Raw genomic sequence first — 16,451 nt, forward strand, 5'->3', positions numbered from 1 at the left:
GAGCATTGGCAACAGAAGAACGCGGATGTGTACTTGGACGGATTGAGCAGATGATACGTCATACCATCTGGTCCAGTGGATCAGAGGGGCTCGTGGTCGGACTCAGCGGCGGGATCGACTCGGCAGTGGCCGCGGCGCTCTGTTGCAGGGCTGTCGGACCTGAACAGGTGCTTGGCGTCAGCCTCCCGACCAGTGTCACGCCTCCTTCGGACATGGAGGATGCGGCCGACCTGGCCGCGGCGCTTGGGATCCAGCATCTCATCCAGCCGATCGATCCGATCCTGGCGGCCTATACCGGCCTGGAGGGATACCGGGAGACGCCGTACCTGAACGGGAACCTGATGGCCCGGACCCGGATGACAGTGCTGTATTACTATGCCAACCGGGACCACCGCCTGGTCTGTGGAACCTCGAACCGGACCGAGTACCTGCTCGGATACTGCACAAAATTCGGCGATAACGCAGCAGATCTGCAGCCTATCCTTCACCTCTACAAAGAGGATGTCTATACCCTGGCGGCAGATTTTCCGATTCCACCGGCGATCATCAGCAAACCTCCTTCGGCCGGCCTCTGGCACGGGCAGAGCGACGAGCAGGAGCTTGGTCTGACCTATCCTGAGATCGACGCAGCGCTCAGGTCCCTGCAGGCACATCAGTGGGTGGCCAGCGGACCGGTCGAGGAGCAGATCCTCGCCAAGGTCAAAAATTCAACGCATAAGAGGGTGGCCTGCCCTAACCTTTTAGCAGGTCACGAAGGGCCAGAGTAAATTTATCCGGGGCATTTAAGACTTCAAGGGCCTGGTAGTTTCCGATCAGGTCATAGAGTCGTCCGGTTGTCGGGATCTGGAGCGGTTCCAGCGAAGGGGGGGTGATCCGCCGGAGTGGCGGTATTGCAGGATAGTATGGGTTCTTCACAAACTCGCCCCCTTCCATCTCGTAGTAGGCCCCTCCTTTCAGTTCCTCGTAGATTCCGTACTCGCTCTGAAACCTGGTCGAGACGAGGTTTGCCATCACCAGCGTCTCGTGGACCGGGTTGATCGTCACATGCCCGTACTCAGGTGGGATCAGCACCATATCCCCGGCAGCGGCGTCAACGACCACGATATCAGTGAGATCCTTGCGCTGGAGCAGGTAATGGGCCCGCCCCTCCAGCACCTGGTACATCTCGGGATAACTGACTCCAGCAGGGCCGGCCGGGTGGTAATGTCCCTTGGTCTTGGCGTACTCGATACCACAGGTGCCGGCCGGGATCACCGTGATGTCGTACCTGAGGGTATGATCCTGTAACCAGGTGCGGTCTGTGTCTGATTCGGTCACATCCCGGTACATGGTATACAGTGGTCCGCTGATCGAGCAGTTGGGATCTGCCATCACCTCTCGCATCTCCTCACCTGTTCTGACCTGAGGTTCTGGTAAGTGCCCTCCCCGCCACGATATCATCATTTCCTGTTCATAGGCGTTCCTTATTGATATAGGCTTCCGAAATTGAAGGATCCAGAACCAGATGAACGAAATACTATCCAGGTAGGTTTATGCCTTTGGATGAATACAGTCATCGTGTACATGAACGATCACCACGATGTCGACCTGAAGGGTATTGCATGGAATGCTATGGGGAAGTATGGTTTCTCCCCTGAGTTCCCTCATTCTGTCATCAGGGAGGTCAACGCCATGGATGCGAGGCTATCCCAGAAGAGTCTGATGGATGTCAGGGATATGCGGTCCCTCCTCTGGTCGTCCATCGATAATAACGACTCGCTGGATCTCGATCAAATAGAGTACTGCGAACGCAGGCCGGATGACGAGATCCTGGTCTGGATTGCGATAGCGGATGTTGATCGGTATGTCCGGAGACAGTTGCAGACCGATCTTCACGCCGCCCATAATGGGACCTCGGTCTATACCGGGATAGAGACCTTTCCGATGCTCCCGGACCGGCTCTCAAAGGGGATATCATCCCTTCTGCCCGGCCAGGACCGGATGGCGATCGTGATCGAATATACGGTTCTCCCGGACGGAAGCACCCGTCATGGCGAACCGTACCGGGCTCTGGTGACCAACAGGGCGAAACTCATCTACGAAGAGGTCGGCGACTGGCTGGAGGGGACTCGCGGTGTTCCCCAAACGGTCAGAGATATCCCCGGTCTGGATGATCAGATCCGCCTGCAGCACGAGGTAACCGTGCGGCTGCAGGGATACCGGAGAGAGCAGGGGGCACTGGTGCTGAACACCGTCGAGGCCCAGCCGGTTGTGAAGGGGGGCGTGGTCAGGGATCTGGTGATACAGAGACAGAACCAGGCGCGGTGCCTGATCGAGGAGTTCATGGTCGCAGCCAACGGAACCTTGGTGGATTATCTGGGGAGAGCCGGCGTACCCATGATCCAGCGGGTCGTCCGGGTACCAAAAAACTGGGATGGGATTGTGGTGACGGCTGCGCGGTACCATCAGTCCCTGCCCCGAAATCCGGATGCAAAGGCTCTCTCAAAGTTCCTGATCCGGCAGAAAAAAGCAGACCCTGAACGTTTCCCCGACCTCTCGCTGACAATCGTGAAACTTCTCGGGGCTGGAGAGTACATGATGCTCGCACCGGGTAGTGAACCATTTGGTCACTTCTCGCTGGCCGTCACCGACTATACCCATGCTACAGCCCCAAACCGGCGGTATGTCGACATCATCAATCAGCGGCTCCTCAAGTCGGTCCTCGATAGAGAACCATGCCCATACACGGTGGACGAACTGGTCTCCCTCTCCACCTGGTTGACCGGTCGCGAGAAGGCATCCAAGAAGGTCGAACGGTTCATGCGAAAGGCTGTGGCCGCTGTGCTCCTGCATGACAGAATAGGTGAACACTTTGCGGCGCTGGTCACCGGTGCCTCTGAGAAAGGTACCTACGTCAGGCTCATCTCACCTCCGGCCGAGGGGAGGGTACTATCCGGTGAAGGCAATCTCCTGGTCGGTCAGAAGATCACGGTCCGGCTGGTGAGGGCCGATCCCTACAGCGGTTTCATCGACTTTGCATGCATCGGCAGAGAAGCGAGTCGAACTGGACCGCGGGCATTCTCCGGTCACACAGTTGTCCCGCGCCGGCACACCCCCTGACGTTTGTTAAGCACTGTCTGGCCAGTTCCACATCCTGTTCAGCCATGCCGGGTGTTAACCTGCTGTCTCTGAAATATTCAGGAGATCAATTAAAGGTGGTGAGGGGAATGACTTATCGAATCCATTTCACCAGAGGGGCCTTCTTTTCCGGGGTCTCTGGTACATCCGCCGGGTACCCGAAGATGATGGTACCCACTGGTCCATAACCCTCTGAAATCTCGAACTCTGCCATGATCTCCTGGTTGTCAAAGGCAACATCTGTCGACCCAATCCAGCAGCTACCAATACCAAGGGCATGGGCGGCGATCATCATATTCTCAGCACAGAGTGCACAGTCGATCTCTTTGAACCTGTTGCTGATCGAACCGCAGATCATGATGACGGTCGGCGCATGGTAATAGATTGAATATCCTTCACTCTTTATCATGGAAAGGAAGGCCTCTGACATCCCGCCTTTTGCATGCTCCATCCCTTTGATCATAATAGGTATACAATACTCAGAGATACGGTTCAGAACATCCTGGTTCTGTACAACAACAAACCCCCATGGCTGAAGTCCGAGTGCAGATGGTGCATATCTGCCGACTGTGATAATTTTGTCCAGTATTTCATCAGGGATCTGTTTGTCCTGAAATTTTCTGACACTTCGGCGTGTCATCAGTGCATCCAATGTATCCATAGCCCTCTCTCCCCTTCCTGGGATGATAAAGGTTTACCTGAACAGCCACGCAGTTCGTGAAAAAGTAAAAAAAGGGTTAGTTCTGTTTCTTCCTGGTGTAGAGGAAGTAGCCGACACCGATTATGATGGCCGCGATCACGGCAAGGATAATCGGGTTGCCGAGGATTGCACTGGTCCCTGTCTTGGCCACGACGTTCACCGGGACCTTCATGGTATCCGAGATCTGGGAGTTGTCGAGTGCATCGCGGTACCGTATCTCAGAGTCGAGGCCGTACTGCTTGATGGTCGCGTCTGATGTGGTCGATACCTCGAAGTGTGCCATCACCGAGTCGCCGGGCTTTATATCCCCAAGGTAGGCCGTGTCATCGTTGGAGGTGAACGGGTCCACCGCTGAGAGTCGGGCCTGGGCGCTGTAGACGGTGGTCGCACCGACGTTGGTGTACTGGACATCGAGCACCTTCTTCTGGCCGGGGTTGATCGATGGTGCCTCAGAGCTGACCTTGAAGTCTATCTTGCCGCCGATCGGGACGCCGATCGTCTGGAGCCGGGAGGTCCTGTTAATCCCGTCATGGTCCTCATAGGCGACGATGACGTCGACCGGGTAGGTCTGGGCGGCTGCCTCGGTGGAGACCGCGACCCGGTACCTGCAGTTCACGACGGCGCCCTTTGCAAAGTCACCGATGTAGACCGAGGAGTCGGTCGGGGTGATCGGGCTGGCACCGTTTCTGACGATCTTCACGATGGCATTCTTACCATTCTCGTTCCCGGTGTTCTGCAGGGTCAGGTTCAGATATCCCTCAGTGCCGACGTTCAACTGCTCTGCCGAGATCTTCTGGACGTCGACGATCACTTCGGACCTGATCGTGACGGTCAGGGGGATGATCAGGCTCTTGGTCACATAGTTATAGTTCAGCGAATCGGTCCCGACCTGTTCTGCAGACTCGAGATAGGTGTAATTCACTGAGACCGGCAGGGTGTAGGTGCCTGATGGAGCATCGGCTTCGACCTTAACATTGAACTTGGACTGCCCGGAAGCACCTCCGAGGATATCCCCGATCATCTGCGGATCCGACTGGATCGTGACCGGTGCGCTACCGGAACCAAGCCCGACTGTCACCGTCTTGGCGGTGTTCGGTAGATCGGTCCGGTCGACCAGTCCGGTCTGGGAGAACTTGGAGTCGATCAGACCACTGTTCTGGACCGTCACCTGCAATGGCACGGTCTGGCCGGAGATCAGTTCGTTGGTGCCGGTGACCGCCGCTGAGAGCGACGGGCCGCCGGAGAGATACTTGGTACCGGCCATGGCTGGAGAGACCAGCACGCAGGCGATGAGTACGATTAGGAGTGGAATAATGAAAAACTTACGAAACTTCAACTGTCATCACCGTGTTGTTATTATTATAACAACATTTATAGCCGGGCAATATTTATAGATATGGTAATGAATGAGTCAGGAGATAGCGTGCAAAGCCCGGCTGAAGCACTCAAATCACTCGGTCTCACCAAATATGAGGCTCTGGTTTACATTGGACTGCTGCGGGTGAATGAAGCGACAGCGACCGAGGTGCATGAGATTTCTGGGGTTCCCCGCGCATCGGTGTACCCGGTACTTGATCGTCTTGTTCAACGTGACATCGTCAGTGTCTCGCATACCTCGCCTCGTCGTTTCTGTGCGTTCCCTCCAGAGGATGGGGTCAAACGGTTGATGCATCGGATTGAGGACCAGGCAGAGTATGTAACAGGAGCACTGCAGGAGATCTATACCGAGCGGAGTGAAGTCGACCGGGGCGCCCAGGATCTGATCTGGACGATCTATGGAACTGAAAATATCATGAGCCGGCTGGCCGAGGCCCTGACCCATGCTGAGGAAGAGGTCTGGATACTCTCCTGCTGGAAAATGATCGAAAAATCAATCCTCCCAATGTTGATGGAAGGGATCGAACGGAATGTCAGGATCGAGATCGCGACCGATCGGTGGGAGGGAGATGTGCCTCCTGGACTGGTGGTACGTATTAAAAAACCGCCGAAGGGGCATGATCGGTTCGGCAGGGATGCAGGTGGCGGGCTCTTTCTGATCGATCAGCATAAGGTGATGGCGATTGTCAATGCCATGGGGGAGAAACCGACCGCCCTGTACTCCGAGTCAGATGGTTTCCTCAAACTCTTCATGCAGTTTTGGAATATCATCGAGCGGGTAGAGGACAAAAAAGACAAATATCAGTAACTGCTGGTGCTAATCTCCTCCATTTCGCTGACATCAAGCAGCCCTTTCATAGCCCGGGTGATCACAGGGTATCCGGCCTCTTTAACCGCAGCGATCGGATTCGTGCCGCCGACTGCGACCATCCCGATGTACTGCGGTGAGATCTGTACCCCGAGCAATGGAGAGTTGGGCATCCCCACCTCAAGCACCCCGGTGAATCTGCTATCTGCGAGGTCGTCGAGCAGTTCGGCTACCAGTGGTTCAGCTTCCATATGACATTCCCTGATGTTTGCAAGGATTGTTCCGTTTCCTGTGCTGATCACTCTGGATATCGAGGTGATGTCCTGCGAGGCCAGCACCTGGAGTGGGTCGATGGTGGTGTCCTCATACCTGATGATCTGGGTGAATCGCCGTGGAATCCTGTCGACGATCTCGATAACCCCACCGCCGATAGGGTTCAGCGGCACCCCTCTCTTGAGCAGCAGTCCGTCGAGTGTGATCGAGCAGACTGTGCAGATCCCGGTCGAACCGGGTGGGATCTTATATCCATCGAGGCTCTCTCCTTCGGGGATGAACTTTACCAGATCGCTGACACAGACTCCTGACCTGCAGGCGCCTCTGATGATCTCAACAGCAGGAGCAACATCGCAGGTCCGGAACACGGAGAGGTTGTATACAACCTGCCCGGTTCCTTCTGTCGGATTGTAGGTGACCTGTATGGCAAAATCCTCGATACTGTGGTTGATGAACTTTAGGAGCCTGGGCATCAAGGATAATCGTCCATAAAAATAGAAAAATTGTTCTATCCTGCAGTGGCACATGTTTACTTACGATGGATAACCAGACACGGGTCAGGGCCCGGAATGAGATCAGACAGATCCTTGAGGCGGCCTCGTATGACGTTGAGGTGATGGAGGAGCCACTCGATCTCTCCGCGATCCGGGATGGGGAGTGCATTCTGGTTCTCTGTTCCGATGATCCTGTTGAGATAACTCAGTTCGATCAGACGGCCTTCAAGGTACAGGCAGGCGAAGAGATTATAATCTGTAAGAAATTGCTCTTCTCGCTAAACGAACAGGTTGAGTTGACGGATTGTCTCTGGTGGGGGGCTGCAGCGTTCATCGATTTTGCTGGCAAGGCTGCCTTTGCACGGGTGCTCAACCGTGTGATGAAACTCGATCCGGAGCATATCACCGATGTGGTTCAGCGCAAGGACCGATGTGAAGGGGGAATTCTTCATCTCCCTGTGCAGATCACAGAACAGAACGCACGGATTCTGGCAGGGACTGAAGGGGTCGCGACACTCAGGTTCATTCCGCACTGGCTGATCCATTACCGCTGCGAGGGCGGACTGACCTATAGAGATGCACGGATCTCATTTGATGCAGATGGCTGGGCCGGCATCAATGCGATCAATGGTACCTGGGTTGAAATCGAGGATAACTGTGTGGATGATGGCGCACTCCCACAGGAGAGCGAAGTGCTCCAGGCCCAGATCTCTAAAGAGCAGGCCGAGGAGCAGATGGTCGATCTGCTGGTCAAACAACTGACGAAGAAGGTGCGGATCAAACAGGAGAAACGTGATGCGATCTTCTATGAGGATAAGGCGTTTCGTCCGGATCGATCTGCAATCAAACTTGATATCCGACGGATCTTTGTTCCGATCTGGCAGATCCGGGGAAAGCGAATTGTTGAGATCAATGCATTCAGCGGTGAGCCCCTCTCGACACCGATGGATGACGGTGTCGAGATCCTGTGAGGATGAAGGCCATGATCACAGTTGTCGGCGGTGGACCTGCCGGGCGGATCGCAGCGATGCACCTCGCCTCTGCAGGGGAGGAGGTCCGGCTGATCGAGCGAGACCAACTTGGCGGGCAGTGTCTCCACTCCGGGTGCATGCTGGTCTGTGCCCTGAACGATGTGGCTCGAATTATCCGATCTGCGAAGGGTCTTGAGGAGATGGGGGTGATCATGAACGCCCCACGGGTGCAGATTCCCGGGATCTTTGAAGGGGTAGTACAGGTCCAGCGGACGATCGAGCAGGTACTGGATAATGAGACTGCAACTGCAGGGGTCACAGTGTTGAAGGGGGAGGTGACGGCGATCGATGGTCTGCAGGTCACCCTTGAGGGCACGGTGCTCGACTCCGATGCGGTGATCATCGCGACTGGTTCGCGCCCCCTAATCCCGGATATCGAAGGGATCACGACCCCTGGTGTCTACACGCCGCAGACGCTGGTGCAGATGGAGACGGTGCCAGAAAAACTGGTGATCCTCGGCGGAGGAATATCTTCAGTGGAGATGGCGTATATCTTCGCTGCATTTGGGTCAGAGGTGCATCTCTGCGCACGTTCTACCCTGCTCAAGACGCTTCATCCACATCTGGTAGCAGAGGCGCGAAAGGAACTTGCCGGTGTTCATATCCATGAGCAGACTGCGGTCATCTCGGTGAACGGAGGTGACCGGGTCAGGTCAGTGACGGTGAAGGCCGGCTCGGATGAATACGACATCGCGGCCGATGCGGTGCTGATCACGGCGGGACTGGTACCGAACACCGGGATGGTGACCGGTGTGTTGAAGCGGGCTGATGGTGCGATCATCGTCGACGATCATATGCGAACCAGCAATCCGTCTGTCTATGCCTGTGGGGATGTGAACGGGAGGTTGAACCTCACCCCGGTGGCCAGGCGAGAGGGGATCGTGGCAGCCGAAAATATCCTCGGAAAGGATACTACAATGGATTATCGCACTATTCCACACTCCCTGGCGCTTGGGTATGAACTGGCATGGGTCGGAGAGCCGGAGGAGGGGCAGCAGCGGTTCCGGATCCCCGGTCCGGCAGGACCTGGTTCGTTCTGGTCGGTACCCCGACAGGGAGCGACCGGTTTTGCCGAGGTGCAGGTCAGACCTGATGATGGGGCGATCACGGGTATCTGGACTGCAGCCCCTTCAGGCGCTGCAATCGCCGCCTACAGTGCTCAGTTGATCCGGGACGGGCAGAAGGTCGCTGACTTCGAACAGTTCATCGAGGTCCACCCGGTCGCTGACGGAGTGTACGGGCTGCTGAAGTACGCGGCCGTTCAGCGGTCCCGCCGCTGAACAACGAGGCTCCTATTTCGATTCTAAAAAAAGAGAGAGATCAGGTCAGATCAGATCCCGATCTCTTCCTCGATCTCTTGTACCAGTTCAAGTTTTGCCTTGGTGCAGGGCATCTTCGGGACTGCTCCACATCCTCCGGCCTTTGCAATCGAATCCTCAAATGTCCCGATCTTTCGGGCGATGCTGATGATCTCGGTCTTGTCAAGTCCGATCAGTGGTCGATAGATCGGCATTGTCGTGGCATTCGTCAGCACGGTCATATTATCTAGGGTCTGCGAGGCGACCTGTCCGAGTGACTCCCCGGTTACGATACCGATCGCTCCAACCTCCTCTGCAAATTTGGTGGCCAGTCTGTACATCCTTCGCTTGCAGAAAACACAGGTATATTTTTCGAGTTTTCTGGCAACGAGTGCCTCTTTGGCCTTGATCAGATAATCATCTGAGATCACATGCAGTGCTATATCCGGTTGGTACTGACGGAGGCATTCGATCACCTGCTCAGCCCGTGCAATGTGTTTCTCAGTCAGAAATGAGTCCAGTGCGACATAGATCGGGATGATCTTGCACCCGCGCTTCATCATCATGTATGAGGCGACCGGTGAGTCGATCCCGCCTGAAAACAGCGCGACCAGCGTTCCCTCGACACCGGCCGGCAGACCGCCTGGTCCCTCTTCGACGGTTGTGAACAGGTAGCACCGGTCCTGTCTGATCTCTATGGAGACCTCCAGTTCGGCGTGGTCAAGGTCGATCTTGAGGTTCGGGTACGGTTCTAAAACCAGATTTGCAAGTTCAATCTCCTTTTCACGAGAGTTGAACGGATGGTTGCCGACTCGCTTGACCCGGAATGCAAAGGACTTCGCGTCCTTTATTCCATGTTCCTCAAGGTAGTTCGGGAGCACCTCGGCAAGGGTGTCGAGCGTACATTCGGTCACCTCAGAGAATGAGACGATCCCAAAGATTCTGCGCAGACACTCGGGCTTGACATCTCCCTCAACCCAGACTCTGCCTCGCTCAACACTGACGGTGACATCGGGCATCCTGGAATAGATATCATGCACCAGCACGCCCTGCCAGATCCGTTTCACCGGTTCTGATTTTAAGAAAATTTCAGAGTACCGAACTAGATATAATGTCATAATTTCACCAACTAATTTTTGAATGTTATGGACCCCTACCGATCAACTTGCTGAGTCCATCGCTTGAGATTAGTCCGATCACATGCTGTGCCTGGTCGATCACCGGGAGGGCTGATATCCGATGCTGCTCCATACGGGATGCGGCCACCTCGATCGTCTCGTCTCCTGTTGTTGTGATCACCTGTGAGGACATGATCTGATCGAGGCTGGTATATCCGCAGGCTACCGCGTTTGCGATATCCCATGAGGTCACAATCCCAACTAGACTCTGATCCGGGGCGAGAACCGGGAGGTGGTTCACTCCCTGTGTGATCATCATCCGGGCAGCGACAGCGATCGTCGACTGCTCGCTGATCACCGGCACCTGTGTGTTCATCACATCCCTGACCAGGGTGTGGTCGAGGAATCTACTGATACTGTAGTTGAGTTGCCCGGTCTCAATCAGGAACGCATCATGCCCGAACTGGGAGCGGAGTTCGCAGTAATGAACATCGCATTCGTTGGCCGAGAGGGCCGATACGATCTCCTGTGACTGATACGGTGGGTACAGCCAGTCCGAGGTGACCGATATGATCAGCACCGTCGCTTTCGTTGGAGCGAACCCGCTGATCAACGAGTCGTCGACGGAGAGATCGAAGTAGTCGACAGCCTTGGTCAGATACAGGTATGAGTTCGCATCGAACCGTTTGGTGAAAGAGGTGCCCTGGTGGTGCAGATAACTCTCGACCTGAAATTCGGTGTCGAAGTCGAACCCTCTGAACTCCCGGTCCTGCAGGGCCCGTCCGAACTTGGTGTGCATTGAAGCATCGCTCAGGTAGGTGATATGGGCGACCATCCGTGCGAGCGAAAGCCCCTTCACCGGGTGCTCCTTTCCATAGTAGTCACCACCACACCATGCAGGGTCGGCAGTGATCGCCTTCCTTCCTACTTCGTTGAACGCGATCTGCTGTGGGGTTGAAGACCCTGTTGCCGCTATGGCGATCGCCTTCCTGACCATCGATGGATAGGAGACCATCCACTGCAGCACCTGCATGCCTCCCATCGATCCGCCGGCGACTGCAAAGAGCTGGCTGATGCCCAGGTGATCGATCAGTGCCTTCTGTACGTTCACCATGTCCCGAATCGTCACTACCGGGAATGAGGTGCCGTAGGGTTTTCCTGTATCAGGATTTTGTGATGCCGGCCCGGTCGTCCCCTTACAGCCCCCGAGGACGTTCGAACAGATCACAAAATACTTATCCGTATCGAAGGCCTTTCCCGGGCCGATCACCCCGTCCCACCAGCCAGGACGTGACTCGTCCCCATGGTGGCCTGCTGCATGGGCGTCACCAGTCAGGGCATGACAGACCAGGATTGCATTGCTCTTATCATGGTTCAGCGTTCCATAGGTCTCGTACGCAATCTGAACGGAGAACAGTGAAGCACCACTCTCCAGTAGGAGGGGTGTGGCAAGGGTAAAGGTTGAGGTGGTACTGATCCCTACTGAGCCTCTCTGCATCACTCGTCACCAGCGAGCGCCTGATCCAGATCCCGGATCAGGTCGTCTATATCCTCAAGTCCGATGGCCAGCCTGATGAAATCTCCGGTCACCCCGGTCGAGCGCTGTTCTTCTTCGGTCAGTTGTTGATGGGTGGTTGAGGCCGGGTGGATCACGAGGCTCTTCGCATCTCCAATGTTGGCCAGGTGCGAGAAGAGTTTCAGCCGTTCGATCACGCGCTTTCCCTCCTCGGCACCACCCTTCACCCCGAACCCGACCAGGGGTCCGAAGCCGCCGTCCAGGTATTTTTTTGCAAGTTCGTGGCTCTGGTGGCCGGAGAGGCCGGCATAGTTCACCCATGCGACCTTGGGGTGTGTGCTCAGGAAGGTGGCGACCTTCAGGGCGTTCTCAGAATGCTTCTTCACACGAAGCGGGAGCGATTCGAGCCCCTGCAGGAAGAGGAATGAATTGAACGGCGATAGGCATCCTCCGAGATCCCTGAGGATCTGCAGACGCAGTTTGAAGACCACTGCCACGTTGCCCATCCCTGGGAAGTTACCGAAGGTCTCCCAGAACTTCAGTCCGTGATACCCGGGGTCTGGTTCTGTGAAGCCCGGGAACTTGCCGTTGCCCCAGTTGAAGGTTCCTGCGTCGACGATGACCCCTCCGATCGAGGTGCCGTGCCCTCCGATGTACTTGGTCGCCGAGAAGACTACTATGTCTGCACCATGTTCGATCGGGTGGACCAGGCCAACCCCGGTGGTGTTGTCGACGACCAGTGGGATACCCGCCTCGTGGGCAATCTTTGCGATCGCTGCAAAATCCGGGATATCCAGCTTCGGGTTGCCGATGGCTTCGATATAGATCACACGGGTTTTATCCGTGATCGCGGCTCGAAATGCCTCTGGCTTTGTTGAGTCGACGAACGTTACGGTTCTGCCGAGCCGTGGGAACGTGTAATTGAATGCCTCGTACGTGCCGCCATACAGGTTGTCACCTGAGACGATCTCGTCGCCGAGTTCGGTGATCCCGAGCAGTGTGTTCGTGATCGCGGCCATCCCTGAAGCGACTGCAAGCCCTCCTGTGCCGCCTTCGAAGAGCGCCATCCGCTTCTCAAAGACGTCATTGGTCGGGTTCATCAGACGGGTATAGATGTTCCCCAGTTCTTTGATTCCAAAGAGGTTCGCGGCCTGTTCGGTGTCCTTGAAGACATAGGACGTGGTCTGGTAGATCGGTACGGCCCGTGACCCGGTGGTCGGGTCCGGAACCTGGCCTCCATGAACGGCCAGGGTCTCTTTTCCATACTGTGTGCTGGTCATCTCTTTTTCTCCTCGTTGAGTATGTTGATCTCGTACTTCTCTGCGATCTCAGTGAATGCATCGGTCAGGTAGTGGATCTTCTTCCAGGACAGGCCGAAGGTGTTCAGTTTCCAGGTTTTAGTCGCGCCTGCGAACTCTCCGCCGATGGATCTCTTCGAGAGTTCATCGCTGAGGAAGAATCCTCGCCGTTTGTGGGTCTGTGCCACCTTATCAAATGAACCGGTTGTGTCCACCTTGGTCAGCGTGTGCTTGCGTGGGTACTCGCTCACGACCTTGCTTCCCTCGATTTTGAGCAGATGGTCGATGAAGTAGTTGGACTTCTTCAGTTCCTCGTCCCAGTGGAGCGTCCGCTCTTTAACAGTGGGGAATGAAGCCATCATCGCGACCAGGGTTACACCCATCAGGGTGCACCCGAGCATCTCCACTTCCTTGATCCCGAACTTGCGTTTGGTCAGGTCACCGACCATCTGGGTGGTCCGGAAGACCTTATCAGCCCACTCGTCGGTCGTGGCCAGCACCCCTGATGGTGCGGGTGAGGCCATGCTCTTGTGGCCTGACCCGACGACAAAGTCGGCTCCGAGTTTCTTGCCGTCGACCGGCATCACACCGACGGTGTAAGCTCCGTTGTACAGGATCGGAATGTCGTACTGGTGGGCGACCTTTGCGATCCCTGCGAAGTCATGCTCGTTGGCGAGCAGATAGTCATAGTGATCGATCATCGCCAGCACCGGATAGGCTCCGGTCTCCTGCTTGATCTGTTCGATCTTATCTGCTGCCGCATCGGCCTTCAGGACGTTCTGCTCATTCACCGGAATCTCACGGATGATTCCACCGGCATTTTCAACTGCCAGATACTCGGTGTAGTGAGAGAGTCCTGATACGAGCACACTATCCCCTCTGTTCACGATCGTCGAGGTGACTGCCTGGAAGCCCCTGCGTGCCCCTGGCACGACCCGGGCCTGGTCCATCCCGACGAAGGCTGCGAGATCCTCGTGAAAGGTGGCGATCGGAGGTTTACAGATCTTGTCGAGCCGGAACGGCTTCCGACAGGCGTCACACGTTGAGTACCCGTCGCCATATGAGATGACCGCCTTTCTGGCTTCCGGGGTCAACCGCCCTGCCGCCTGGATGGGCTGGATATTGATCAGATTCTCTTCACGGGTCCGAAGTTCGATGGTCTCTGCGATCCTGGTCACCTTGGGATGACCGGTGCCCGCTTCGAGGTCTCCAAGAATCTCCCTGATGGAAGCGATCTTCTCTGTAAACCGCGTCTCTTCCTCCTGGTCGAGCCCTGATGGCAGGGCCTGACGGTAGATCTCCCTGAGGTCCTCAAGGGCGAACAGCCCCTCAAATATCTTCTGTACCCGTATATCCATAATACATCTCTCCTGAATGTCTAGAATGAGAATTGAACTCATCATCTGATTTAAGATTAGAGGCAAGGCCTCTCTGCCATCCAGGTGACTCAACCAATCATGTGTTCACAATTGTGATGATAAAGTTCACCTGATTCATATATAACCATTGTGAAAATGGTGAACGATGATCTTTACCTGGATGGTGGTCTTTCCCCAACGTGCCTTGGAATCCACTGATATTTGCCGGAGTACGAGATGAATATTTCCCCTGGTACTAACTCTGGATGGAAAGGGTAGTGAGAGCCTCGATAGCATCGAGCCTCTTCTGATCTTCACCGTTCTTCTGGACAAATGAAAGAAAAGCTTCCCCCGACTCTCCCGATCCGGCGATGATTGAGGCATACGTTCTATCCGGGAAGTACATCCCCCGTCCGCAGGCGAGAATTGCTGCAGCTGCCTCCGGGAGCAGGATCCCAGCTTTTACTGCCAGATCCAGGTTGTGCCTGATGTTCACGAGGGGTTCAGAGAGATGAAGGTAGGTCTCTGGATCATAGATCAGCGCGACCTCATCATCTGAGACCACGATTCCATCCCGATAGAGCCGGTAGACCTCGCCGATGCCGATCATCCCGAAGGTGTCGAGTTCGGAAGCTCGGAGAGCACCCATACTTGAAGCTCCAATCACCGTCGTCCCCAGTTTGATCGCAGCGAGAACCTCCCGGTGGCCGACCGAGCAATCCTGAAAGAAGACCCCGTCGATCAGCACGATCGTCTTGGCCCCTTCCTTTGCGGCCTGCAGCAGGTCACCGCGCCTGGCCGGTGGCCTGTACTCGGCGTCGAGGATAGCCCTGGCCGTGGTCAGATCAAGACTCGGTCCGAGAAAGACGATGATGTCGTGCATGTCTGCACCGTTCTCCGCGTCGTTCATTATCCATAGCATAGGTCTCAAGCCCTGGTACCACGACCCTGACCACGTTCACACCGGTTTCAGGTCGGGTGAGGTCGCTTACGATAACACGATCCAGCCCGACTGCTGCAAGTCGATCGGTCACCACCCTGATATCGTCGAGGAAGTCCTCGGTATCACAACTCGTAAGTGCTGCGTAAGGGACTGTGCTCTTCCCTTCGTACCAGTAGCGGTTCAATCGTTTGACCCGATCATACCCGATCGAACGGCGTTCGTCGGCTTCGGTGGTATCCTCGCGGGCGCCATGGATCTGGGTGACCCTGCTCTGCGCCACTTCAGTCAACGCCCGCAGTGTAGCAATCGCGGCAGAGGTGTGTGTCCCCATCCCGAGAGTCAGGAGACGGGGATCTCTGAGCACCGGATCGTCTGATGCGGCAGCGATCGTTGGGATCCCGATATCGCTGGTCAGGTCGTGGAGGACGATATCGACCCCCGCCGTAGAGAAAGCGTCGAGGAGCGAGCAGGCGGTCGGATCGGTCACATCGGTGATGACCGGTCCGGTGTCATGCAGCACCTCTGCGATCGACCAGGCATCCCGCTCTATGATCTCAGCCAGGGCATGGAAGGTGGCCTCTTCAAGGGTATTCCCTGAGGCGATGCCGTTGGTACTGGTCCGAAAGAGGGGTGCCGCCCCCTGTGGCAATGGGTGGAAGACCGCGTGAGCAGGAAGGAGCACCTCCTCATGCTGGACGATATCAAACCCCTTCACCCAGGAAAGCACCCGGTCTGGGTCGGCATCGTTGGGAAGGATGAGGTCACGTGGGTCGACAACGTTTCCCTGCCTGGCAAGGGAGTCATAGGTTCCCGTGATCAGGGGCCGGTCATGTACCTCAGCAGAGTACCGCTCGATCCCCTCCATGATGGCAGAGACCCTTGCAGCGATTGGCGTTGCTCCTTTGCCGTTGTAAACCGAGATCGCCCCGTCTGCCGCTGCAGGACGCATACATGAGAACACCGGGATCCCGATCCGATCGAGACCCGTGATATCGGCGACCCGAGTGATCCCGGTCGTCGGGAGCAACCGCTCGATCCGTTCGAGCGTTATTGCAGGGTCAACCGCACGCTGAGTCTCATTCCGGTATCCCTTCCTGCACGAACTGAGTTCCATGCGCCT

15 protein-coding genes are annotated in these 16,451 nt (G+C 56.0%); 5 read left to right on the forward strand and 10 right to left on the reverse strand.

Annotated elements, in window-relative coordinates; all coding sequences use genetic code 11:
* Nucleotides 1-5 precede the first annotated feature (5 nt).
* Nucleotides 6-767, forward strand: coding sequence for an NAD+ synthase (locus tag MPAL_RS05990; protein ID WP_083767006.1), 762 nt, complete (start codon nt 6-8; stop codon nt 765-767).
* On the opposite strand, the gene MPAL_RS05995 is transcribed toward MPAL_RS05990, so the two are convergent.
* Nucleotides 733-1,371 carry a glucose-6-phosphate isomerase family protein gene (locus MPAL_RS05995; protein ID WP_012617855.1) on the reverse strand — a complete coding sequence of 213 codons (639 nt, stop codon included), beginning with the start codon at nt 1,369-1,371 and terminating at the stop codon, nt 733-735. The two genes, MPAL_RS05990 and MPAL_RS05995, sit on opposite strands and share 35 nt — an antisense overlap.
* Before the next feature lie 171 nt (nt 1,372-1,542).
* On the opposite strand from MPAL_RS05995, the gene MPAL_RS06000 reads away from it, so the two are divergent.
* Nucleotides 1,543-3,099 carry an RNB domain-containing ribonuclease gene (locus MPAL_RS06000; RefSeq protein ID WP_012617856.1) on the forward strand — a complete coding sequence of 519 codons (1,557 nt, stop codon included), beginning with the start codon at nt 1,543-1,545 and terminating at the stop codon, nt 3,097-3,099.
* A gap of 112 nt (nt 3,100-3,211) precedes the next feature.
* On the opposite strand, the gene MPAL_RS06005 is transcribed toward MPAL_RS06000, so the two are convergent.
* The gene (locus tag MPAL_RS06005; protein ID WP_012617857.1) at nt 3,212-3,778 is read right to left on the reverse strand and encodes a nitroreductase family protein; all 567 of its coding nucleotides are present in this window, start codon (nt 3,776-3,778) and stop codon (nt 3,212-3,214) included.
* Between the two features lie 76 nt (nt 3,779-3,854).
* Nucleotides 3,855-5,153: a COG1361 S-layer family protein gene (locus MPAL_RS06010; RefSeq protein ID WP_012617858.1), complete on the reverse strand. Its 1,299-nt coding sequence runs from the start codon at nt 5,151-5,153 to the stop codon at nt 3,855-3,857.
* Nucleotides 5,154-5,219: 66 nt separating this feature from the next.
* Here MPAL_RS06010 and MPAL_RS06015 point away from each other — a divergent pair, with 66 nt between their 5' ends.
* Nucleotides 5,220-6,002, forward strand: coding sequence for a TrmB family transcriptional regulator (locus tag MPAL_RS06015; RefSeq protein ID WP_048145214.1), 783 nt, complete (start codon nt 5,220-5,222; stop codon nt 6,000-6,002).
* On the opposite strand, the gene MPAL_RS06020 is transcribed toward MPAL_RS06015, so the two are convergent.
* A complete protein-coding gene (locus MPAL_RS06020; RefSeq protein ID WP_012617860.1) occupies nt 5,996-6,748 on the reverse strand; it encodes a DUF128 domain-containing protein in 753 nt (250 codons plus the stop codon). The two genes, MPAL_RS06015 and MPAL_RS06020, sit on opposite strands and share 7 nt — an antisense overlap.
* A 65-nt stretch (nt 6,749-6,813) precedes the next feature.
* Here MPAL_RS06020 and MPAL_RS06025 point away from each other — a divergent pair, with 65 nt between their 5' ends.
* Both MPAL_RS06025 and MPAL_RS06030 read left to right on the forward strand, forming a co-directional pair.
* Nucleotides 6,814-7,740, forward strand: coding sequence for a hypothetical protein (locus MPAL_RS06025; protein ID WP_012617861.1), 927 nt, complete (start codon nt 6,814-6,816; stop codon nt 7,738-7,740).
* A gap of 2 nt (nt 7,741-7,742) precedes the next feature.
* Nucleotides 7,743-9,080, forward strand: coding sequence for an FAD-dependent oxidoreductase (locus MPAL_RS06030; protein WP_236610447.1), 1,338 nt, complete (start codon nt 7,743-7,745; stop codon nt 9,078-9,080).
* Nucleotides 9,081-9,130: 50 nt separating this feature from the next.
* Here the strand turns inward: MPAL_RS06030 and thiI are convergent, their stop codons facing one another.
* From thiI to MPAL_RS06060, 6 genes are all read right to left on the reverse strand, one after another.
* The gene (thiI, locus tag MPAL_RS06035; RefSeq protein WP_012617863.1) at nt 9,131-10,216 is read right to left on the reverse strand and encodes a tRNA uracil 4-sulfurtransferase ThiI; all 1,086 of its coding nucleotides are present in this window, start codon (nt 10,214-10,216) and stop codon (nt 9,131-9,133) included.
* A gap of 25 nt (nt 10,217-10,241) precedes the next feature.
* Nucleotides 10,242-11,714 (reverse strand): homoserine O-acetyltransferase MetX, encoded by a 1,473-nt coding sequence (metX, locus tag MPAL_RS06040; protein WP_012617864.1) that lies wholly within the window; start codon nt 11,712-11,714, stop codon nt 10,242-10,244.
* Nucleotides 11,714-13,012 carry an O-acetylhomoserine aminocarboxypropyltransferase/cysteine synthase family protein gene (locus tag MPAL_RS06045; protein WP_012617865.1) on the reverse strand — a complete coding sequence of 433 codons (1,299 nt, stop codon included), beginning with the start codon at nt 13,010-13,012 and terminating at the stop codon, nt 11,714-11,716. The genes metX and MPAL_RS06045 overlap by 1 nt, the downstream gene beginning before the upstream one ends.
* Entirely contained in the window at nt 13,009-14,388 is a 1,380-nt protein-coding gene (gene pscS, locus MPAL_RS06050) for an O-phospho-L-seryl-tRNA:Cys-tRNA synthase (RefSeq protein WP_012617866.1), read from the reverse strand. The genes MPAL_RS06045 and pscS overlap by 4 nt, the downstream gene beginning before the upstream one ends.
* 256 nt (nt 14,389-14,644) lie before the next feature.
* Nucleotides 14,645-15,271, reverse strand: a complete 627-nt coding sequence (locus MPAL_RS06055) for a TfuA-related McrA-glycine thioamidation protein (RefSeq protein ID WP_012617867.1) — start codon at nt 15,269-15,271, stop codon at nt 14,645-14,647.
* A complete protein-coding gene (locus tag MPAL_RS06060; RefSeq protein WP_012617868.1) occupies nt 15,234-16,445 on the reverse strand; it encodes a YcaO-related McrA-glycine thioamidation protein in 1,212 nt (403 codons plus the stop codon). Before MPAL_RS06060 ends, MPAL_RS06055 begins: the two co-directional genes overlap by 38 nt.
* Nucleotides 16,446-16,451: the final 6 nt, after the last annotated feature.

It is taken from the genome of Methanosphaerula palustris E1-9c, assembly GCF_000021965.1.
GTDB lineage: Archaea > Halobacteriota > Methanomicrobia > Methanomicrobiales > Methanospirillaceae > Methanosphaerula > Methanosphaerula palustris.

Bases quoted from the DNA above. Each gene is read 5' to 3' on its own strand.
- MPAL_RS06000 (WP_012617856.1), top strand. From the start codon at position 1,543: ATGAATACAGTCATCGTGTACATGAACGATCACCACGATGTCGACCTG.
- MPAL_RS06020 (WP_012617860.1), bottom strand. From the start codon at position 6,748: ATGCCCAGGCTCCTAAAGTTCATCAACCACAGTATCGAGGATTTTGCC.
- MPAL_RS06015 (WP_048145214.1), top strand. From the start codon at position 5,220: ATGAATGAGTCAGGAGATAGCGTGCAAAGCCCGGCTGAAGCACTCAAA.
- MPAL_RS05995 (WP_012617855.1), bottom strand. From the start codon at position 1,371: ATGGCAGATCCCAACTGCTCGATCAGCGGACCACTGTATACCATGTAC.
- thiI (WP_012617863.1), bottom strand. From the start codon at position 10,216: ATGACATTATATCTAGTTCGGTACTCTGAAATTTTCTTAAAATCAGAA.
- MPAL_RS06025 (WP_012617861.1), top strand. From the start codon at position 6,814: ATGGATAACCAGACACGGGTCAGGGCCCGGAATGAGATCAGACAGATC.
- metX (WP_012617864.1), bottom strand. From the start codon at position 11,714: ATGCAGAGAGGCTCAGTAGGGATCAGTACCACCTCAACCTTTACCCTT.
- MPAL_RS06045 (WP_012617865.1), bottom strand. From the start codon at position 13,012: ATGACCAGCACACAGTATGGAAAAGAGACCCTGGCCGTTCATGGAGGC.
- MPAL_RS06060 (WP_012617868.1), bottom strand. From the start codon at position 16,445: ATGGAACTCAGTTCGTGCAGGAAGGGATACCGGAATGAGACTCAGCGT.
- MPAL_RS06055 (WP_012617867.1), bottom strand. From the start codon at position 15,271: ATGCACGACATCATCGTCTTTCTCGGACCGAGTCTTGATCTGACCACG.
- pscS (WP_012617866.1), bottom strand. From the start codon at position 14,388: ATGGATATACGGGTACAGAAGATATTTGAGGGGCTGTTCGCCCTTGAG.
- MPAL_RS06005 (WP_012617857.1), bottom strand. From the start codon at position 3,778: ATGGATACATTGGATGCACTGATGACACGCCGAAGTGTCAGAAAATTT.
- MPAL_RS06030 (WP_236610447.1), top strand. From the start codon at position 7,743: ATGAAGGCCATGATCACAGTTGTCGGCGGTGGACCTGCCGGGCGGATC.